This is a genomic window from Brevundimonas sp. EYE_349 (genome assembly GCF_023147505.1).
In the GTDB taxonomy this organism is placed as follows: domain Bacteria; phylum Pseudomonadota; class Alphaproteobacteria; order Caulobacterales; family Caulobacteraceae; genus Brevundimonas.
In genome coordinates this window covers 56,496-75,345 of the sequence record NZ_JAHXPB010000002.1, presented here as the reverse complement: position 1 = coordinate 75,345, position 18,850 = coordinate 56,496, and the positions used below count along the sequence as shown (strand labels likewise).

Sequence of the window (18,850 nt, the reverse complement as noted above, 5' to 3'; positions counted from 1 at the left end):
CGTGTAATGGCCATTCGGACCCGTCTGACCGAATTGCTCGGCATCCAGCATCCGGTGGTGCAGGGCGGAATGATGTGGGTGGGCCGCGCCGAACTGGCCGCCGCCGTCTCCAACGCCGGCGGTCTGGGCCTCATTACCGGCCTGACGCCGGGCTCGCCCGATGCGCTTCGCCGCGAGATCGATCGCTGCCGCACGATGACGAACAAGCCGTTCGGCGTGAACCTGACCATCCTGCCCTCGGTCAGTCCGCCGCCCTATGCCGAGTACCGCAAGGCGATCATCGAAAGCGGCATCACCATCGTCGAAACCGCCGGCCACAAGCCGCAGGCGCATGTCGAGGACTTCAAATCGCACGGCGTCACCGTGCTGCACAAATGCACAGCCGTGCGCCATGCCGTCTCGGCAGAGCGCATGGGTGTCGACGTCATCTCCATCGACGGTTTCGAGTGCGCCGGCCACCCCGGCGAGGACGACATCCCGGGCCTGGTCCTGATCCCTGCGGCCGTGGACAAGGTCTCTATCCCGGTCATCGCCTCGGGCGGCATCGCCGATGGACGCGGACTGGCGGCCGCCCTGGCGCTGGGCGCCGAGGGGGTCAATATGGGCACCCGCTTCTGCGCCACGGTCGAGGCGCCGATCCACGACAAGATCAAACAGTTCATCGTGGCCAATGACGAGCGCGCGACCAATCTCATCTTTCGTCAGTTTCACAACACAGGCCGCGTCGCCAGGAACAGCGTTTCGGACGAGGTCGTCGCCCGATCTCGCAGCCCCGGCGCTGTCTTCGAGGATGTCCGTCCGCTTGTCTCCGGCGCGCTAGGGCGGGAGGCGCTGGAGACCGGCGATCTGGACCGGGGTCTGATCTGGGCCGGCCAGGTCCAGGGTCTGATCCACGACATCCCGACCTGTGAGGCCCTGCTGGCGACCATGATCGCCGACGCCGAGTCCATCATCGCCCGCCGTCTGGCTGGATTGCTCATTCAGGACCACGCCGCATGACCTACCAAGGCATCGTCAAGTTGAGATCGCCAAGTTGAAAAGCCCGCTAACAGCCCCCCATCAGACGAAAGCCGTGGCCATGCGGCGGCCGCATCGTCACGGAAGGCTTGGAGAGTGCGTCTGCTGATAAGATGGCGTTGAATGTTGCAGGTGTTGTAAACGGCGGCGTGCGTAGTGAGACTCGTTGGTAGTGATAGATTCAGGCTCGACAGGCTGACTGTGTAAAAGCCGCTTCAGGAGCCTCACTGCTGCGTCCATGTCGCGTTTTTGCTGGACGGCGACGTCCACGGCCTCGCCCTCGTCGTCCAAGGCCCGCCACAGATACATCTGTTTGCCACCGGTTCAGCAGAAGACCTCGTCCAGACAGCGCCGTCGAAGCCCATCTCCGCTTCTTCAATCACCGCGCGATCAGCGGTCCGAACGTGATCGTCCAGCACCGGATCGTCTCATAGCTGACGTCGATCCTGCGCCGGCCATCATCTCCTCGACGTCGCGAAAACTGAGGCTGGACCGAAAGTGCGCCCACACCGCATGACGGATCACATCCGCCGGAAACCGACCAGAAGTTCCACAACCTTGGCCTTCACTTCTATGGGCGTGGATTGAAAGATCTCGGACGTTACCAAGTGACAGGCCGGTCGCAGGACGTCGGCGCGTTCCGCACGCCCAGCCTGCTCGGCGTGCGAAAGACCGCGCCCTACATGCACACCGGCCTGTTCGGCGACCTGGACAACGTGCTTCGCTTCTACAACGCGGGCGGCGCCAATCCCCGGCCGAGGGCTGATCTAACGAGCGCCGCATCGCGCGCTTCGATTTTCGGGTCGTCAGAGCGCTTCTAGGCCGATGTCGCCTATTCCGGCACGTAGATCAGATTGCCGTTGGGAAGCCGATAGGCGGACCCGGCCTTCTCGCCCTGGCCCTCACCGATCCGACCTTGGGATTCATAGCGGGTCAGTTGTTCTCCGTCCTTCACCGTGATCCGCATATGGGCTTGGCCGGGGTTTTCGATCACGACGACATTGCGGGCGTTGAACGGGTTGAGCGGGTTCTGGACCAGCACCACCAGCAGGATGGCGATGATGACCACGAACAGGTCCACCAGATTGACGACCGAGGTGATCGGGTCGTCGTCGTCTTCGTCCAGGAACCGCATCAGCGGGCCTCTTGCGCGCGTTCGATGGCGCGCAGGTCCTGCAGCAGCCACCGTCGGCGCACCGTCAGGACATAGTGGGCGATGCTGGCGGCGATCAGCGCCAGGGTGACGCCGGAAAAGGCGACCACCATGTTCTGGCCCACGCCGGACGCATCGCCTCGGCCCAGCGACAGCAGCGCCGGCCCCATCGGGATCATGGTGGCCACCAGTCCAAGCATGGGGGCGCTGCGCGACACGATGCGAAGGCCTTCGAGGTCCTTCAGGATCATCAGCTCCAGATCGTCGCTGGCCGCATCCGTCTGAGCCTGCCGGCGCGAGAGGGAGGAGCGCCAGTCTGCGCGGCGACGCTGGACGCCTTCCACAAGAAAGGCGCCAAGGGCGAAGACGGCGTAAACCAGGGCGGCCAGGATCAGGACAAGGGCCGGGATCAAAAACAGGCTGGAGACCTGATAGAGGCCGGCTTCAAACTGGGGCATGGGCGAGCTTTCGACGGATGACAAGACGGCTGGCGCCGCCGCAGAGGAAGACGAGAAGGAGAACCAGGGCGCCCCAAGGAGACGGCGACGGCTGGGCCTGTTGGGGGGCGATTCTTTCCAAGACCTGGCCGCTGACTGTGTCTGGCGTCGGTTTAGCGGGCGCTTTCGCCTTAGCCTGATCGGACGCGGGCCGGGACGCAGGTCGGAGCCCCATCGAGGCCGACTGCGGTGTCGCGGCGTCCCGGCCGAAGCCGACAACGGCGCGTGAAGCCGAGGCGTCAATCTGGGCCAGTCGCGCATCGAGTTCCCGGCGCGTCTGATCGTCGGGGGACCAGAACCCCTTGCGGATGGCGTCCTTCAGCAGGTTCAACACCTGGCGTTCGGACGAGGGATTGTTCGTCGCGAACCACTCGCGAACGCCCAGGCCCCGCTCGTCGCGGACATAGACGTCATGCAGGGCCTGCCATTGGTCCGCCCGAACCATGTCCGGCGCCGTCGCCTGCCAGCCGAACAGATTGTCGGCGAGATCCACCACGGCCAGGGTCCCGGCATAGCCCTCGGCCTGCATGGCCTGAATCCAGCTGCGGTTCAGGTAGCGGCTGCGCATCTCGGCGGCCAGGAAGTCGCGCGCGGCGACCGTACGCGGCGCGCCCGCCCGTGCATCGGTGACGTAGAGCGAGGGCGCGGCCCCGCCCGCCCGTCGGATGGCCAGCGACAGACCGCCCAGATATTCGAAGGGATGATCGGTCGACAGGACCCCGTGCAGATTGCTGGAGCGCGACAAGGCGGCGGCCTGGACCCCGGCCAGCTGGGCGGCGAAGACGTCGGCGCCCTCGATCTTGGCGCCCCAGCGACCTGCGCCATAGACATAGCCCAGCCGATCCAGGAAGGGGTCGGCCAGGGTGGCCGGATCGTCCCAGCCCGTCGTATCGCGCACCGCCTCGGGCAGGCCGCTGCCGTAATCGCCCGGCGCGTTGCTGAAGATGCGGGCCCGGCCGAGCGCGGCGGCCTCTGAGGCGGCGACCCCTTGGGTCATCAGACGCCGGGCGGCGATAAGGCTGTTTTTCGCAACCGGATCGTCCGGCTCGTCCAGGGCGACGATGCGATCGACGGCATCGGCCAGAAGCCTGAGAAAGCCGTCGAACTGATCGCGATAGACGCCGGTCGCATGAACGACGACATCGATGCGGGGGCGACCCAGCTCCGACGCCGGAATGATGTCCAGTGCGACGACCCGCCCGCCCTCGTCCCACCGGGGACGCAGTCCCAGCGCGTGAAGGATCTCACCCTCGGGCAAGCCCAGGGTGCGGATGGTCTCGGACGACCACAGGGTGATCGCCAGCTTGGTCAGGGGGCGACCGTCATGCTCGACAGCGTAGGCGTCCGTCAAACTCTTCAGGGCGCCGGCCGCAGCGGCATAGGCGGCCGAGGCCGGCATCTTGTCCGGCTCGAAGGCGTAGAGATTGCGCCCCCCTACGGCGTCCGGATTGCGGATGGGATCGCCGCCTTCGCCGGGACGGACGAAACGCCCCCCAAGCGCCTGGAGCAGCCCCTCCATCTCGCCGGTGTCGGCCAGGCGCCGATCCAGCAGGCGCGCGCGCGTCAGTTGCTCGCGAAGGGCCGGATCGGCGGTCTCGATCAGGGCGCCGTCGCGCAGATAGGCCTTCAGGACGGTGAAGGCGCGGCTGGCGTGAAGGCCCGCTTCGTCTTGGGCCAGGGTTTCGCTCTCGGTTTCGCCCAAGGCGTCGAAGAAGGGTCGACCCAACTGCTGCAGCACGGTGATCAGCCGGTGGTCGGGCGACGCCGCGCGCCCGAAAGTGTGCAGGCCCATCGGCGTCGGCGCCCCGCCGACCTGGTGCAGATAGTCATGCAACTCGCCCAGGAAGACCGGCATGTCCGCTCGCGCCCTGGCCGGCGTCCAGCCCATGTCCGCATCGATATGACGCGCGCTGGCCAGGCGCAGGATCTGGTCGGCGACCGCGTCCCGCACCCCGCCCTCGTCGAGTTGGAGATACTGGTGGATCAGGTCGTGCAGGGTCTTGAGTTCGTCGTTCAATCCCGCAGGGGCGAAGGGCGGCGTCTGGTGGCTGACGGTGACGGCGCGACCACGGCGCTTGGCCTGGGTGGCTTCGCCGATATTGTCCTGAATGTAGGGATAGATGACCGGCAGGTCGCCAAGCGCCAGGAAGGCGTGGTCCGTGACCGCCAGACCGCGATCCTTGCCCGGCAGAAACTCCTGCGTGCCATGGGTTCCCAGGTGGATCACGGCGTTCGCCTGACTAACCTCCCGCACCCACAGATAGGCCGCGAGGTAGAGATGGTCGGGCGGCGCGGCGACATCGTGATAGGCCTCGCCCACGCGCGCCGCACGCGGCGGCTGCGGCAGGACGGTCAAGGCGCCGTCGCTGAATGCGGGGATCAGGAAGACGGGCTCGCCATCCACGGTTCGAACGGACCAATGCCGCGCCGGATCGCCCCAGCGGGCCAGGATCGGATCGCGACTGGTCGCTGGCAAACCATCCAGCCAAGCCCGGTAGCGGGCGACCGGCAGGGTGACGGCCAGCCCCTGCGACGGCAGATCGTCCAAAGTCTCATGCCGGTAGAAGGCGCCCAGCATGGCGCGCGCCGCCGCGATCCAGCGGGCTTCTGACAGGGCTGGAATGGCGTATCCGGCGGCGTTCAGGTCCGTGCTCAGCGCCTCGAGGCTGCGCGGCGCATTGAGGTTGGAGGCCGAGATATTGGCTTCCCCGCCCGGATGGTTCCAGAACATCAGCGCCAGACGCTTCTGCCCGTTCGGGGTCCGGCGCAGGGTGATCTGGCGCGCGGCGCGGGCGGCGACGGCCTCGATCTGCTCGGGGATAGGAATCAGGGCGCCGTGATCGACGGCCGAAACGATCATGGGATCGCTCATCCCCCAGGTTTCGGCAGGCGCCAGAAGGGCCGCGGCCGAACGACTGTTCAAACCGGCGGAGGCCCGTCGCCAAGCGTCTGCGTCGCCCTCTCGGTAGGAAAAGGTCATGGCGGCGGGTAGGTCCAGTTCGACCAGTTGATCGCGGACGACGCCCCCGGCGACGATGTGCTGTGTATTGATCAGCAGGTCGGGGCTCAACGGCTGAACGGCCTCGATCAGGCCCCGCGGCGCGCGTTGGTCGAACCACAACGCCACGCCATCAATCCCCTTGGCGTCCAGGGCGGCGATCAGGGCGTCGACGACGGTCGTGTCGTCATCCGCCACCGTTGATGCGCCGATCAGTATGGCGGCGCGGGGACGTTCGGCACGCGCCGACAGCCAGGCCGGCAAGGCTGCCGCGGCAAAGCTTGACGCCGCCGGATGATAATAGCCGACCGCGCCCAGCGGGGCCGGTGGCGGAACCGACAGGTCGTCGCCCATCTTCCATTGCTTCAGATAGGCGAACAGGGCGGTGAAGTTCTGTCGCCCTCCGGCGGCGTAATAGGCCGCGATCCTGCGGCCCGTCTCGGGCGGCAGGCCGCCGAACGCCGGCGGACCGCCGCCGACCCGCACCCAGGGTCCGCCCCGTGCACGCAGCGCCTCTCCGATGCGCGCCTCCACCGCCTCGACGTCGGCCGGTCGCGGCGTATCCAGAAGGATAAGGTCGGCGTCGTTCCACGCCGTCGCCTCAGGCAGGGCCGACAGCGACCACCCCTGGACCGCCACACCCTCGGGCGCGGCGAACCCGGCCAGCCGTCCGTATTTGGCCGGCAGGACGAAGTCGCTGCCGATGACGTTCACCCGCAGAACGGGGGCCGTTTGCGCTCCCGCGCCGCCCACGACGACGAAAGCCCAGAAGCCCGCCAGCAGCAGCGTCTGCAGGATACGCCGCAAGGGCTCAGAACCCCGCCGTGAAGCCGAGATAGTAGAACCGCCCAGGCTCGGCGAATGAGAAATAGGCCGATTCATTCGCCAGCCGCACATCGCCCAGGTTCTGCACCCCGGCGCGGACCCACAGGTTCTCCTCCAGCCGAAGCCCCCCTTCCAGCGACACCAGCGCATAGTCCGGCACGGCGTACTGAACTGCGTTCGACAACATCAGCTGCTCGCCCACATATTCGCCGCGCAACTGCACGAAGCGGTGATCGTCGGGCTCCCAGCGCAGGGTCGCATGGCCGCTGTGGCGCGGTCGTTCCGACAGCGGTTGGTTGGTCGTCCGGTTCTCGCTGTCCAGATAGGTATAGTCGCCGCGCAGGCTGAATCCGGCGGGAAGCCGGGTCTCCGCGCCCGCTTCGAGTCCGGTGATCCGGGCCTCGTTGATGTTCTGATACAACCGCACCTCGCGCCCGCGAACGCCGCAGAAGGCCGTGCAGCGCGTTTCGATCAGATTCTCGATGTCATTGGAGAAACCGCCCAGACGCACGGCCCAGCCGTCGCGGCGATACTCCGCCGACGCCTCATAGGATGTGCCGATTTCCGGCTTCAGATCGGGATTGCCATAGACGGTGAAGCGACCGCCCGCAGCCACCGTCACGAACTCGGGCGACAGTTGCTTCAGGCTGGGCGACTTGAAACCCCGGCCGCCGCCGCCCTTGAGGGTAAGACCTTCGAGTGGCGTCCAGACGGCGTAGAGCCGTGGGCTTGTCTGCCATCCATACTGGTCATGATGGTCGAAACGCGCGCCACCGGTCAGGGACAGGCTGGGCGTCAGCGCCCACTCATCCTGGGCGAATACGGCGTAGCGTTCGCTGGTCAGAACGCCGGAGACGGCTGCGGCGGCGTCCTGCAACGCCTCGCGGCGCCACTCGCCGCCGACGCTTAGGCGGTGGCCCGCGATGGGATCCGCCGTGACGCGCCCATCGACGATGTCTTCCTGCATCCCGACCGGGCGGGACGCCGTCTGGCCGTTGGTGGCGGTGTTGGTCCGATCCAGGGTGGAGCGATAGGCCCGCAGCACACTGTCACCCCAGCCCCAACGCCCCGTATGCGACAGGGCGTACTGCCGACGATCAACCGCATCGGCGTAGCGGTAATAGACCGGTTGCGCGGCTGTGGTCGCGGTGTTGCGCGATCGATCGTCGCGACCGGCCAGAATGGTGAAGTCGATCCGCTGGGCTGCGTCCGGCGTCCAACTGAGCGTGGCCGAACCCGACAGCGCCTCGCGGGCCTCGAGGTCTGATAGACGCGCGTTTGGGGCTTGGGGCGTGTCGCCTCGCGCCTTCGATTCCGCATAAAGGCTGAGGCCCAGACGGTCCTGAAGTAGCGGTCCACCGGCATAGGCGCCGAGCTGATAGGTCTCGCCGCCGCGTCCATCCTCGCGCAGCCCGCCCATGGCCCGCAGACTGCCGCGCCACGAATCGGTCGCGCTCCGGGTGATGACATTGACCACCCCGCCCAAGGCTTCCGACCCATAGAGCGACGACATCGGCCCGCGCACGATCTCCACCCGATCCATCGCCTCGACTGGAACCCAGTTCAGCTCGAAATCCGCGTGGGCTATGGCGCTGGCCGAGCCGTTCACACGACGACCATCGACCAGGAAAAGCGTGTGTTCGCTGGGCATGCCCCGGATGGAAATCCCGCGCCGCGTCAAGCCCGCGCCATTGACCGTCACGCCCGGCACGTCGCGCAGCACGTCGGTCAAGTCCTGAACGGGTCGACGCGACAGCGCCTGTCGGTCCACTACCGTCACGCTGGCGGGCGCGGTCTGCAGCGCGCGCGGCGTCGCCGTCGCCGTCACCACCACCTCAGGCAAGGCTTGGGGCGGTTGCGTTGTATCCTCGGCCGATACGCCTGAAGCGAATGCCGACACCGCGCCAGCGGCCATGGCATGTGTGACGAAACGAAAACTCAACGCAAGCCCCCCCAAAACGAGCGGGAGGTGATGTTATAACATATCAAAATTGTCAACTTTGGATTGGCTGTCGCCGGACGGGCGAAGCTTCCTCAGCGGTTCGATGGCCCGCGCTCAGGCCGCCGACCCGGACCTGCGCGTCTCGGGCGTCAGCTTCCCCGACAAAAAGGGACGCGGCGTCTTGGTCGTGGGGCAGGCCAGGGCGATCCTGGTGCGCGATCGCGGCAAGGCCGTCTGGGTCGATCCTCGCGACGGGATGGTCCTGCTCGCGTTGCGGTGGGGGGAGGGAGAACCAGAACCCTCACCAGACTCTGGCCGATCAGGCCGGAAGAGGCTGCCGGATCGGCGCGATCTTCCAGCATGTCATGCGCGTCGATCCGGGTGGTGAACCTCGTGATTGTATTGCGCGGCGCCCGAGGCGGGGACCTGTTCGTCGGTGCGGTCGGTGATCCGGGGCCAGTTGGCCTGAATCTGGTCGGCGGCGTCGGGGGCGGCGCCGATGTGGACGCCCCGGGTCAGGGTGATATTGGCCTGTTCGAAGGCGCCGGCGCCGGCCAGAAGGATCATGCGGGTAGGGGCGTCGGCGGCGGCGAGGGCGACCACGCCGGGGCTGACCAGGTCGGAGGACAGACCCTTCAGATCTTCGGCCGAATAGAGGCTTTCGGTCATCTGGGTCGCGGCGCTGGGCGCCAGGCAGTTGACGCGGATGCCATGGCGTTCGCCCTCCAGCGCCAGGGTCTGCATCAGGCCGACCAGGGCCATCTTGGCCGCGCCGTAGTTGGCCTGGCCGAAGTTGCCATAGAGGCCTGAAGAGGAGGTGGTGAAGATCACCCGACCATAGTTCCGCTCGCGCATATGGGACCAGGCCGCCTTTGTCACATTGACGGACCCCATCAGGTGGACGTCGACGACGGCGGCGAAGTCGTCCAGGTCCATCTTGGCGAAGGTCTTGTCGCGCAGGATGCCGGCGTTGTTCACAAGGATATCGACCGCGCCCCAGTGATCGACGGTCGAGGCGACCATGGACTGGACGGCGGCGCGATCGGTCACGCTGCAAACCTGGGGCAGGGCCTCGCCGCCAGACCGAATGATTTCCTCGACCACAGCGTGAACGCCATCGGGCGACAGATCGTTGACCACCACCTTCGCGCCATAGCGGGCGAGGGCCAGGGCGTGGGTGCGACCCAGGCCGCCGCCGGCGCCGGTGACGATGGCCGTGCGGCCGTTCAGGTCGATGGTCATGGTCTTCCTCCAGAAACAATCATCGGACGGAAGCCGATGTTGACCGCATCCTGACCCGGCGTTGGTCGACAGGTCAATATTCACCCGTCGACTAGTGAAGTTGACAAGGCGCGCGATCGGTGTGAACGTCCGGTCATGGCGCCGAAGAGCGCCGAGGAAACATCGGGAAGGATCGATCATGGGCCGCAGGCTCTGGATTACGGCGTCCGCCGTTGCGCTTCTGTGGGGTGGAGCAGCGCAGGCCCAGCAGGCCGACCCTGCTGAAACCCAGGCGGACAAGGACAAGGCCGCCGTTCTGGGCGACGTGGTGGTCACCGCCGAACGCCGCACCAGCAATCTTCAGACGACCGCCGTCGCCGCCACGGTCCTGAGTGGCGAAGACCTGGCCGCCAAGGGCGTGCTGTCCCTGGACCAACTGCAGTTCGCGGCGCCGTCCACCACGGTTCAGAACTTCGGTCAGGGCAATTTCTTCAATGTGCGCGGCATCGGCAAGTCCGAGGCGACGACGGCCGTGGGCGTGGGGGTCATCACCTATCGCGACGGCGTGGCGGCCTTCCCGGCCTATTTCCAGACCGAGCCCTATTACGACATCGGCAGTCTGGAGTTGTTGCGGGGACCGCAGGGCACCTTCGCCGGGGCTAATGCGACCGGGGGTGCGGTCTTCATCACGGCGCGCAATCCCGACTTCTCGGGCATCAACGGCTATGTTTTCGGCCAAGCCGGAAACTACAACGACATCAAGCTTCAGGGCGCGATCAACCTGCCGCTCAGCGAAACCCTGGCGGCGCGTCTGGCCTTCAATCATGAGACGCGCGACAGCTTCTACACCATCACCGGACCCTATCGCGGTCGTCCGGGCGCGGTGGATTCCAACAGCGTGCGCGCCAGCCTGTTGTGGCAGCCGACCGACGCGCTGAAGGTGTTGTGGAAGACCGATTACAACAACATCGATCTGGGCGGCTATCCGGCCGATCCGGCGCTGGCGACCAACGACCCGTTCCACATCACCTCGAACGGCCCGAACGAGGCGCATGACGAGTTCGTGCGCTCGTCGCTGAACGTCAGCTATGTGTTCGACAGCGGCATGACGCTGAAGTCGATCACCGGCTATCAGGCCGGCCGCTCGCGCTTCGCCACCGATCTGGACGGCACATCGGCGCTGAACAACACCTTTGTCGATCAACTGGACGAAGAGGTCTGGTCACAGGAGTTCAACCTGATCTCGCCGGATCAGCAGCGACTGAAATGGCTGCTGGGCCTCTATTATCAATACGACATGGCCCGTTTCCCGGCCAAGACCTTCCCCACGGCCGAATACCGGATCGGTTTCCCCGAGAACGTCCTGGATATCTACCTGTGGGGTGACACGCCCAAGGAAACCGCCGCCGTCTTCGGCCAGGTCAGCTACGACATCAGCGACCGGCTGCAGCTGCAGGTCGGGGCGCGCTACGCCCATTCGGTGTCGACCAACGACGACGTCTATACGACCTATCCGCAGCTCGGGATCGTTCTGTTCCAGGACGACAAGGTCAAGGACGACAAGGTGACCGGCAAGGTCACGGTGAACTGGAAGATGGACGACGCCAACTTCGTCTATGGCTTCGTGGCGACGGGGCACAAGATGGGCGGTCTGAACGCGCCCAACCTGTATCGTCCGGCCCAGACCTTCGGCGCCGAAGACCTGATCGACTACGAGCTGGGGTGGAAGTCGACCTTGCTGGACGGCCGACTGCGCACCCAGATCGGCGCCTATTACACCGTCTATCAGGATTACCAGGTCAACATAGGCGACCCGCAGTATCCCCAGATCAGCCGCATCCAGAACGTCCAGGGCGACACCAAGATCATGGGTCTGGAAGCCTCGGCCCAAGGCCGGTTCGGGCCGCTGTCGTTCGACATCGCCGGGTCGGTGTCCAACTCTGAAATGGGCGACTTCTTCGGCGCCGATCCGCGTCTGGGACGGACGGGCCTCTGCGATCCGTCCACGGGACCGGCCAGCGCCAACTGCGTCAACATCGCGGGCAACACCAAGAGCTATGCGCCGGAGTTCACCTTCAACGCCGGGATCGAATACGCCTTCCCGATAGGGGCGAACATGACGCTGACGCCGCGAGTGGACTACGCCCATATCGGCGAAAGCTGGACCACCATCTTCAACAATGCGGCGCTGGGCGACCGGCTGGGTGCGCGTGATATCGTGAACGCCTCGGTCCGGCTGAACACGGGCCAGTGGACCTGGACGGCCTATGCGCTGAACGCCACGGACGAGACCTATATCGCCGCCATCAACTCCGGGCTTCGCTACGCCGGGCCGCCCCGACAGTACGGCGTCAATCTGACCCGCACCTTCTGATCCCTGCGCCAAGGCGGGCGGCGCACGTCGTCGTCCCGCCGCCCTGGCTGATCTCACGGAACCCCTTCGCGTATGCCGCCTGCCGCCTTCGATCCCATGCAAGACTACGCCCTGACCGTGGATCGTTTTCTGGATCACGGCGCGAAATGGCATGGGCGCAAGACGGTCGTGACGGCGGGCGGGGCGGGGGACGCCGTGCTCGGCTATGCCGACCTGCGTCGGCGCGCCAACCGTCTGTCGGGCGCGCTGCTGGACCTGGGGCTGAGGCCAGGCGACCGGATCGCGACCCTGGCCTGGAACACACAGCATCATCTGGAGGTCTGGTACGGGGCCATGGGCGTCGGCCTGACGTGCCACACCCTCAATCCGCGCCTGACGGTCGCGCATCTGACGACCATGATCACCGAGGTCGGCGACCGGGTGCTGGCGGTCGGCGCCGGCCTGTCCGACCTGGCTCGGGATCTGGCGGCGGCGTGCCCCTCGCTGGAACGGCTGATCCTGCTGGATGGCGATACGGACGATGGTGAAGGCGGCCTGCCCGTCGATGCGCTGGAGACCCTGTTGGCGGAGCGCGGCCGGGCGGTCGCGTGGGGGGCGTTCGACGAGCGCACGCTGGCGGGTCTGTGTTTCACCTCGGGAACGACGGGGGCGCCCAAGGGCGTCGGCTATACCCACCGCTCCAACTATCTGCACACCCTGCGCGCGCTTCAGGCGGACGCCATGGCGCTGACGGCGCGCGACCGGGTGCTGGTGGCCGTGCCGATGTTTCACGCCAACGCCTGGGGCCTGCCGTTCGCCGCACCGGCGGTGGGCGCGGGGCTGATCCTGCCTGGGCGGGCGACGGATGGGGCGTCCTTGGCGCGGCTGATCCAGCAGCACGAAGCGACCGTTGCGGTCGGGGTGCCGACGGTGTGGCTGGGTCTGCTCGATCATCTGGATGCGGTCGGGGGCGAGACCCCAAGTCTGCAAAGGATCATCATCGGCGGGTCCAGTTGTCCCGACGCTCTGCTGCGGCGGATGGAGAGCCGGCTGGGCGTGGTGGTTCAGACCAGTTGGGGCATGACCGAGCTTTCGCCGCTGGGCGCCATCTCGCCGCCGACAGCCGATATCGGCGGGCCGCATGGATCGGGGCGGCCGGCGATGGGGCTGGACCTGCTGTTGACCGACGAGGATGGCGCGCCGCTGGCGGACCAGCGCAACACGGTCGGACGGCTGAAGGTGCGGGGCGACAGCGTCACGCGCCGCTACTTCGGGGCGGCCGTCGATGCGGTGGACGCCCAGGGCTGGTTCGACACCGGCGATCTGGCCAGTCTGGACGACGCGGGCAATCTGACCCTGGCGGGGCGGTCCAAGGACCTGATCAAGTCGGGCGGGGAATGGATCAATCCGGTCGAGATCGAGGACATCGTCGGCGCTCTGCCGGCGGTGGGTCTGGTGGCGGTGATCGGCCGGGTGGATGGCAAATGGGGCGAACGGCCCCTGATGGTGATCGAACCGGCGCAGGGCGAGGCGCTGGACGACCACGCGCTGACGGCCAGTCTGAAGGGCCGGGTCGCCGATTGGTGGATTCCCGACCGGATCGTGCGGGTCGACACCATGCCCCTGGCCGCGACCGGAAAGATCGACAAGACGCAGCTTCGCGCCATCTATGGAGGCGCATAGGATGGGCGCCGTTTCCGTCATGGAGCCGGTGCGTCGTCCAAGGACCGCGCCGGACCGTCTTGAGGTTGTGGTCATGTCCAAGTCGCCCCGCAAGCCGCGCAGCAAGGCCGAGCAGCGCGCCGAAACCCTGGAGCAACTGCTGGACGCGGCCGAGGCCCTGTTCTCGCAAAACGGCTTTTCCGCTGTCACGATCAAGGACATCGCCGATAAGGTCGGGGTCCATAAGTCGCTGGTCCACTATTATTTCACCGACAAGCAGGACGTGTTCGACAAGGTTCTGGCGCGCCGGGCGCCGGTGACCAGCGGCCGCCGGATGGATGCGCTGGACGCCTATGAACGGTCGGTGGACGGCAAGCCGACCGTGGAGGGCGCGCTGAGGGCGTTCCTGGACACCGACCTGGACACCTATTCGACCGGCGGGGAGGGGTGGCGCAACTTCGGCTCGCTTAGCGCCCAGATCAACAACACGCCGGCCTGGGGCGCGGAGATCATGGATCGGCTTTACGACCCGGTGGTGCTCCGCCTGATCAGCCTGCTCAAGAACGCCATGCCCGACGCATCGGACGAGGACATCTTCTGGGGTTATCATTTCGTCTCGGGCGCCCTGACCCTGACCCTGGCGCGCACCGGGCGGATCGACCGGCTCTCGGACGGCCTGTGCCGGTCCGACGACTTCGAGGCGGCCAAAGCGCGGATGGCCGAGTTCATGGCGCACGGCTTCATCGGCATCTGCCGCAGCCGGGCGGACGCGCGGGAAGGACCGGGGCATGGCTGACGCAGTCGGCCTGGCCTTCGCCTCCAGCCCGGAGGCGGTCGGCTTCGATTCCGAACGGCTGGGGCGTCTCGACGCCTATATGGCCGGCATGGTCGAGGCGGGTCATGTGGCGGGCGCCGCCACACTGTTGATGCGGCACGGCCGGGTCGTGGCCTTCGACACCCACGGCAAGGCCGATCTGACGTCCGAGGCGCCTTTGGGGCGCGACGCCATCTTCCGCATCTATTCCATGACCAAGCCGGTCGCGGGCGTGGCCCTGATGATCCTGTTCGAGGCGGGACGCTGGAGCCTGGACGACCCGGTGACGCGGTTCCTGCCGGAACTGGCCGATCTGAACGTCTTCGCCGGGCGTGACGCCAGCGGCGCGATCCAGACGACGCCCGCCCACCGCCCGCCCACCATGCGCGAACTGCTCAGTCATACGGCGGGCTTCGGCTACGGACTGTTCGATATCCACCCTGTGGAGCGCGCCTATCGCGAGGCCGGCGTGCTGCGCGCCGAAAGTCTGGAACAGATGGTCCAGCGCGTCGCCGAACTGCCCCTGATGTTCCAGCCGGGCACGGAGTGGTTCTATTCCATCGCCGCCGACCTGCAGGGGCTGATCGTCCAGCGGCTGTCGGGCCAGAGCTTCAGCGATTTTCTGCAAAGCCGCATCTTCGCTCCGCTTGGCATGGCGGATACCGGCTTCCAGACGCGGCCGAACAATGCCCACCGGCTGGCGGCCATGTATTGCGACGACGGGACGGGGAGGCTGAAGCCGGCGACCGAGGCCTTCGACATGCCAATCAACGACTTCACCAAAGCTCCGCCGTTCGAGGGCGGGGGCGGAGGGCTGGTGTCCACCGCCTCGGACTACGCCCGCTTCTGCCAGATGATCCTGAACGGCGGCGAACTGGACGGGGTGCGCGTGCTGTCGCCCGCGTCCGTCGCCCTGATGTCGACCAATGTGGTGCCGGATGCGGTTCTGGCCGTCTCAAATCCCTTGCGGCTGCTGCCCTTCAATCCCGCCTTCGGCTTCGGGCTAGACTTCGCCGTGGCCATGGATCCGCGCCGGATCGGCATGGTCGAGGGGCGCGGCACGCTGAGCTGGGGGGGCGGCGGCGGGACCTGGTTCTGGATCGACCCGGAGAACGACATCGTCTTCGTCGGCATGATTCAGCGTCTGGCGGACCCCGTCAGCAGCGAGTTCCGAAACCGGGCGCGCACCTTCGTCTATCAGGCGCTGACCCACCCCGAAAAATAGACGGGCCGTCAGGTCCGCATCACGAGGAAACGACCATGAGCCAGCCCGAAGCGATTGTTCCCGATGGGCCGATGACGGCTGCGCCGCCGGGCCAGGGGGTCGGGGCGCGCGCCTGGGTGGCGCTCGGCGCGCTGTGGTTCATCTATGTGCTGAACTTCCTGGACCGACAGCTGCTGTCCATCCTGGCCAAGCCGATCCAGGACAGTCTGCAGATCACCGACAGTCAGTTGGGCCTGCTGGGCGGGCTCTATTTCGCGATGTTCTACTGCTTTATCGCCATCCCGGTCGGATGGCTGGCCGACCGGACCAATCGGGTGCGCGTCCTGGCCATCGCCTGCGGCATCTGGAGCGCGGCGACCGTGGCGTGCGGCCTGTCGCGAACCTATACGCAGCTGGCCGTGGCGCGCATGACGGTGGGGTTCGGCGAGGCGGGCGGGGTGCCCCCGTCCTACGCCATCATCGCCGATTATTTCCCGCCGCATCGGCGCGGGATGGCCTTGGGGCTCTATAATCTGGGGCCGCCCATCGGCGCGGCCTTGGGCATCGCCTTCGGCGCCTCGATCGCCGCCGCCTTCAGCTGGCGTGACGCCTTCCTGGTGGTGGGCGCGGTTGGGATCGTGGCGGCGATCGCGGTTGTCTTCGCGGTGCGCGAACCCCGGCGTGGCGGGCTGGATGGGCTGGCCGTGGGCGCCGTGCAGCACAAGGCGGGTTTTCTGGAGACGCTGAAGATGTTCTTCACCAATCCGGCCCTGCTCCTGGCCTCCTTCGGCAGCGGCGCGACCCAGTTCATCACCTATGGGCTGGGCAACTTCGCCACCCTGTTTCTGATGCGGGAAAAAGGCATGGCGCTGGCCGACGTCGCCGTTTGGTACGCCCTGGTCGTGGGCGTGGGGATGAGCGCGGGCATCTTCTGTTCGGGCTGGGCCATCGACCGCTTCACCCGCCGGTCAAAGCGCGCCTATGGCCTCGTGCCGGCCCTGTCGCTGGTTCTGGCCATTCCCTTCTATTGCGCCTTCGTCTGGGCGCCGACCTGGCCCCTGGCTCTGGCCTTCCTGACCGGCCCGACCTTCCTGAACTATTTCTACCTGTCGTCGTCTGTCGCCCTGGTCCAGGCCGAGGTCCGGCCCAATCAGCGGGTCATGTCGGGCGCCCTGTTGCTGCTGGTGATGAACTTCATTGGCCTGGGCCTGGGGCCGACCTATGTCGGGGCGGCCAGCGACTTCTTCCGCGCCAGCCACCCGGATCATTCGCTGCAGATGGCCCTCTATACGCTTGTGCCCTTCTATCTTCTGGCTATCGGCCTGTTCCTGTGGCTCGCGCGTGTGCTGGGCCGCCGCACCCCTACGGAGGTTTCCCAATGAGCCGCAGGATCGCAACATTGGCGCGCCGCACCGCCCTCGGCCTGGCGGCCGCCCTCGGTCTCTGCGCCTCCGGCGCGGTCGCGTCGTCGCTCGTCGCCAGCCCGCCGGAGCGGGCGGTGGTCCACGCCCCGGCCGGAGACCTGTCTGGCGTGACGGCTGACGGAATTCGCGCCTTCAAGGGCGTGCCCTACGCCGTGCCCCCGGTAGGGCAGGGCCGCTGGCGTCCGCCCGTCGCCGCGCCGCGCTGGACTGGCGTGCGCGACGCCCGCGACTTCGGCCCGGCCTGCGTCCAGCCGACGCCGCGCGTGCAGACGATCTATTCCTCGGACCTGGGCCGAACCAGCGAGGACTGTCTGACGCTGAACGTCTGGTCGCCAGCCGATGCGCAAAAGGCCCCGGTCATCGTCTGGATCCACGGGGGCGCCCTGGTCACCGGGTCGAGCCGCGAGACCCTGTATGACGGCGCGCGCCTGGCGTCAGAAGGCGTGGTGGTGGTGTCGATCAACTATCGACTGGGCGTCCTGGGCTATCTGGCCCATCCGGCGCTCAGCGCGGAATCACCTCAAGGCCTGTCCGGCAACTATGGGCTGATGGACCAGATCGAGGCCCTTCGGTGGGTCCAGCGCAACATCGCGGCCTTTGGCGGCGATCCGCAGAACGTCACAATCGCCGGTGAATCGGCCGGCGGGCTCAGCGTCGTCTATCTGATGGCGTCACCGCCCGCGCGCGGCCTGTTCGCCAAGGCCATCGCGCAGAGCGCCTATATGATCTCCACGCCCGAGCTTAAGACGGCCCGATATGGCGCGCCTTCGGCTGAGGATGCGGGCGCGCGGCTGGCCCGAACCCTTCAGGCCCCCAGCGCCCGCGTGCTGCGGTCCATGGACGCCCAAGCCCTGACCGACGCCGCCGCTGTGGCGGGCTTCTCGCCCTTCGCCGTGGTGGATGGTCAGATCCTGCCCCGTCAGCTGGTCGATGCGTTCGATCGCGGCGAACAGGCGCCGGTCCCGATCCTGGCCGGGTTCAACAGCGGCGAAATCCGCTCGCTGAAGATGCTGGCCCCGCCGACGCCGTCGTCGCCCGCCGAGTACGAGCGGATCATCCGCGAGCGCTATGGCGATCTGTCCGAGGCCTTCCTGACCCTCTATCCGGCGTCCGACATGGGAGAGAGCATTCTGGCGACGACCCGCGACGCCCTCTACGGCTGGACCTCTGAACGGCTCGTCCGATCGCAGACCGCGCTGGGCCGCCCGTCGTTCCTCTACGCTTTCGACCACGGCTATCCAGCGGCCGATGCGGCGGGCCTGCACGCCTTCCACGCCAGCGAACTGCCCTATATGTTCGGACGGCTGAACCGCACGCCGCCCCTGTGGCCAAAGATTCCCGACACGGCCCAGGAGACGGCCCTCTCAGACACCATGATCGCCTATTGGACCCGCTTCGCCCGTTCCGGCGCGCCGGGGCGGGCCGCCGACGCCACATGGCCCGCCTATGGCGACGACGCCGACTATCTTCTCATCCAGACAGCGCCCAAGGCCGCGACCCATCTGTCGCCTGGCATGTTCGCCTTGCACGAACAGGCCATGTGCCGTCGCCGCGCCAACGGCGGCCAGCCCTGGAACTGGAATACGGGCCTGGCGTCCCCCGTGCTGACGCCAGCCGCCGCCTGTCGCCAGGAGATGGGCGACGCTTCCTGAATCGTCCCGGTGCTGACGGTGTCGGCGGCCTTTTCAGCCAGCCGTCTTGGCGATCAAGTCGCCGCGTTCGCGGCTCACGCCGGTTCGA

General features: G+C 67.0%; 13 protein-coding genes and 1 pseudogene. 8 read left to right on the top strand and 6 right to left on the bottom strand.

The genetic code is table 11. From position 1 onward, the window contains the following. Window positions 1–6: 6 nt before the first annotated feature. Window positions 7–999: a nitronate monooxygenase family protein gene (locus KZX42_RS04120; RefSeq protein ID WP_248117382.1), complete on the top strand. Its 993-nt coding sequence runs from the start codon at window positions 7–9 to the stop codon at window positions 997–999. Between the two features lie 77 nt (window positions 1,000–1,076). On the opposite strand, the pseudogene KZX42_RS04115 reads toward KZX42_RS04120, so the two are convergent. Then, window positions 1,077–1,602: pseudogene (locus KZX42_RS04115) on the bottom strand (IS6 family transposase); the annotation flags it as partial. Window positions 1,603–1,625: 23 nt separating this feature from the next. Between KZX42_RS04115 and KZX42_RS04110 the strand changes: the two are divergent. Then, window positions 1,626–1,838, top strand: a complete 213-nt coding sequence (locus KZX42_RS04110; RefSeq protein ID WP_248118077.1) for a hypothetical protein — start codon at window positions 1,626–1,628, stop codon at window positions 1,836–1,838. An 11-nt stretch (window positions 1,839–1,849) separates the two neighbouring features. Here KZX42_RS04110 and KZX42_RS04105 read toward each other — a convergent pair whose 3' ends face one another. The 5 genes from KZX42_RS04105 to KZX42_RS04085 all read right to left on the bottom strand — a co-directional run bounded on the left by KZX42_RS04105 (window position 1,850) and on the right by KZX42_RS04085 (window position 9,674). Continuing rightward, entirely contained in the window at window positions 1,850–2,152 is a 303-nt protein-coding gene (locus KZX42_RS04105; protein WP_248117380.1) for a DUF2149 domain-containing protein, read from the bottom strand. Continuing rightward, window positions 2,152–2,628, bottom strand: a complete 477-nt coding sequence (locus KZX42_RS04100; RefSeq protein WP_248117378.1) for a MotA/TolQ/ExbB proton channel family protein — start codon at window positions 2,626–2,628, stop codon at window positions 2,152–2,154. Before KZX42_RS04100 ends, KZX42_RS04105 begins: the two co-directional genes overlap by 1 nt. Beyond that, window positions 2,615–6,472: a cobaltochelatase subunit CobN gene (gene cobN / locus KZX42_RS04095; RefSeq protein ID WP_248117376.1), complete on the bottom strand. Its 3,858-nt coding sequence runs from the start codon at window positions 6,470–6,472 to the stop codon at window positions 2,615–2,617. The genes KZX42_RS04100 and cobN overlap by 14 nt, the downstream gene beginning before the upstream one ends. A 4-nt stretch (window positions 6,473–6,476) precedes the next feature. Then, a complete protein-coding gene (locus KZX42_RS04090) occupies window positions 6,477–8,405 on the bottom strand; it encodes a TonB-dependent receptor (RefSeq protein ID WP_248117374.1) in 1,929 nt (642 codons plus the stop codon). A 390-nt stretch (window positions 8,406–8,795) separates the two neighbouring features. Next, window positions 8,796–9,674: an SDR family NAD(P)-dependent oxidoreductase gene (locus KZX42_RS04085; RefSeq protein ID WP_248117372.1), complete on the bottom strand. Its 879-nt coding sequence runs from the start codon at window positions 9,672–9,674 to the stop codon at window positions 8,796–8,798. A 178-nt stretch (window positions 9,675–9,852) separates the two neighbouring features. Here KZX42_RS04085 and KZX42_RS04080 point away from each other — a divergent pair, with 178 nt between their 5' ends. The 6 genes from KZX42_RS04080 (at window position 9,853) to KZX42_RS04055 (ending at window position 18,762) form a co-directional block, all read left to right on the top strand. Then, window positions 9,853–12,027, top strand: a complete 2,175-nt coding sequence (locus KZX42_RS04080; RefSeq protein ID WP_248117370.1) for a TonB-dependent receptor — start codon at window positions 9,853–9,855, stop codon at window positions 12,025–12,027. Window positions 12,028–12,099: 72 nt separating this feature from the next. Then, window positions 12,100–13,689 carry an AMP-binding protein gene (locus KZX42_RS04075; protein WP_248117368.1) on the top strand — a complete coding sequence of 530 codons (1,590 nt, stop codon included), beginning with the start codon at window positions 12,100–12,102 and terminating at the stop codon, window positions 13,687–13,689. A 73-nt stretch (window positions 13,690–13,762) separates the two neighbouring features. Continuing rightward, complete coding sequence (locus KZX42_RS04070) at window positions 13,763–14,464, top strand: TetR/AcrR family transcriptional regulator (protein ID WP_248118044.1); 702 nt, start codon at window positions 13,763–13,765, stop codon at window positions 14,462–14,464. Continuing rightward, window positions 14,457–15,707 carry a serine hydrolase domain-containing protein gene (locus tag KZX42_RS04065; protein ID WP_248117366.1) on the top strand — a complete coding sequence of 417 codons (1,251 nt, stop codon included), beginning with the start codon at window positions 14,457–14,459 and terminating at the stop codon, window positions 15,705–15,707. Before KZX42_RS04070 ends, KZX42_RS04065 begins: the two co-directional genes overlap by 8 nt. Before the next feature lie 71 nt (window positions 15,708–15,778). Beyond that, a complete protein-coding gene (locus KZX42_RS04060; RefSeq protein ID WP_248118042.1) occupies window positions 15,779–17,068 on the top strand; it encodes an MFS transporter in 1,290 nt (429 codons plus the stop codon). Continuing rightward, window positions 17,065–18,762 (top strand): carboxylesterase family protein, encoded by a 1,698-nt coding sequence (locus KZX42_RS04055; protein WP_248117364.1) that lies wholly within the window; start codon window positions 17,065–17,067, stop codon window positions 18,760–18,762. Before KZX42_RS04060 ends, KZX42_RS04055 begins: the two co-directional genes overlap by 4 nt. Window positions 18,763–18,850: the final 88 nt, after the last annotated feature.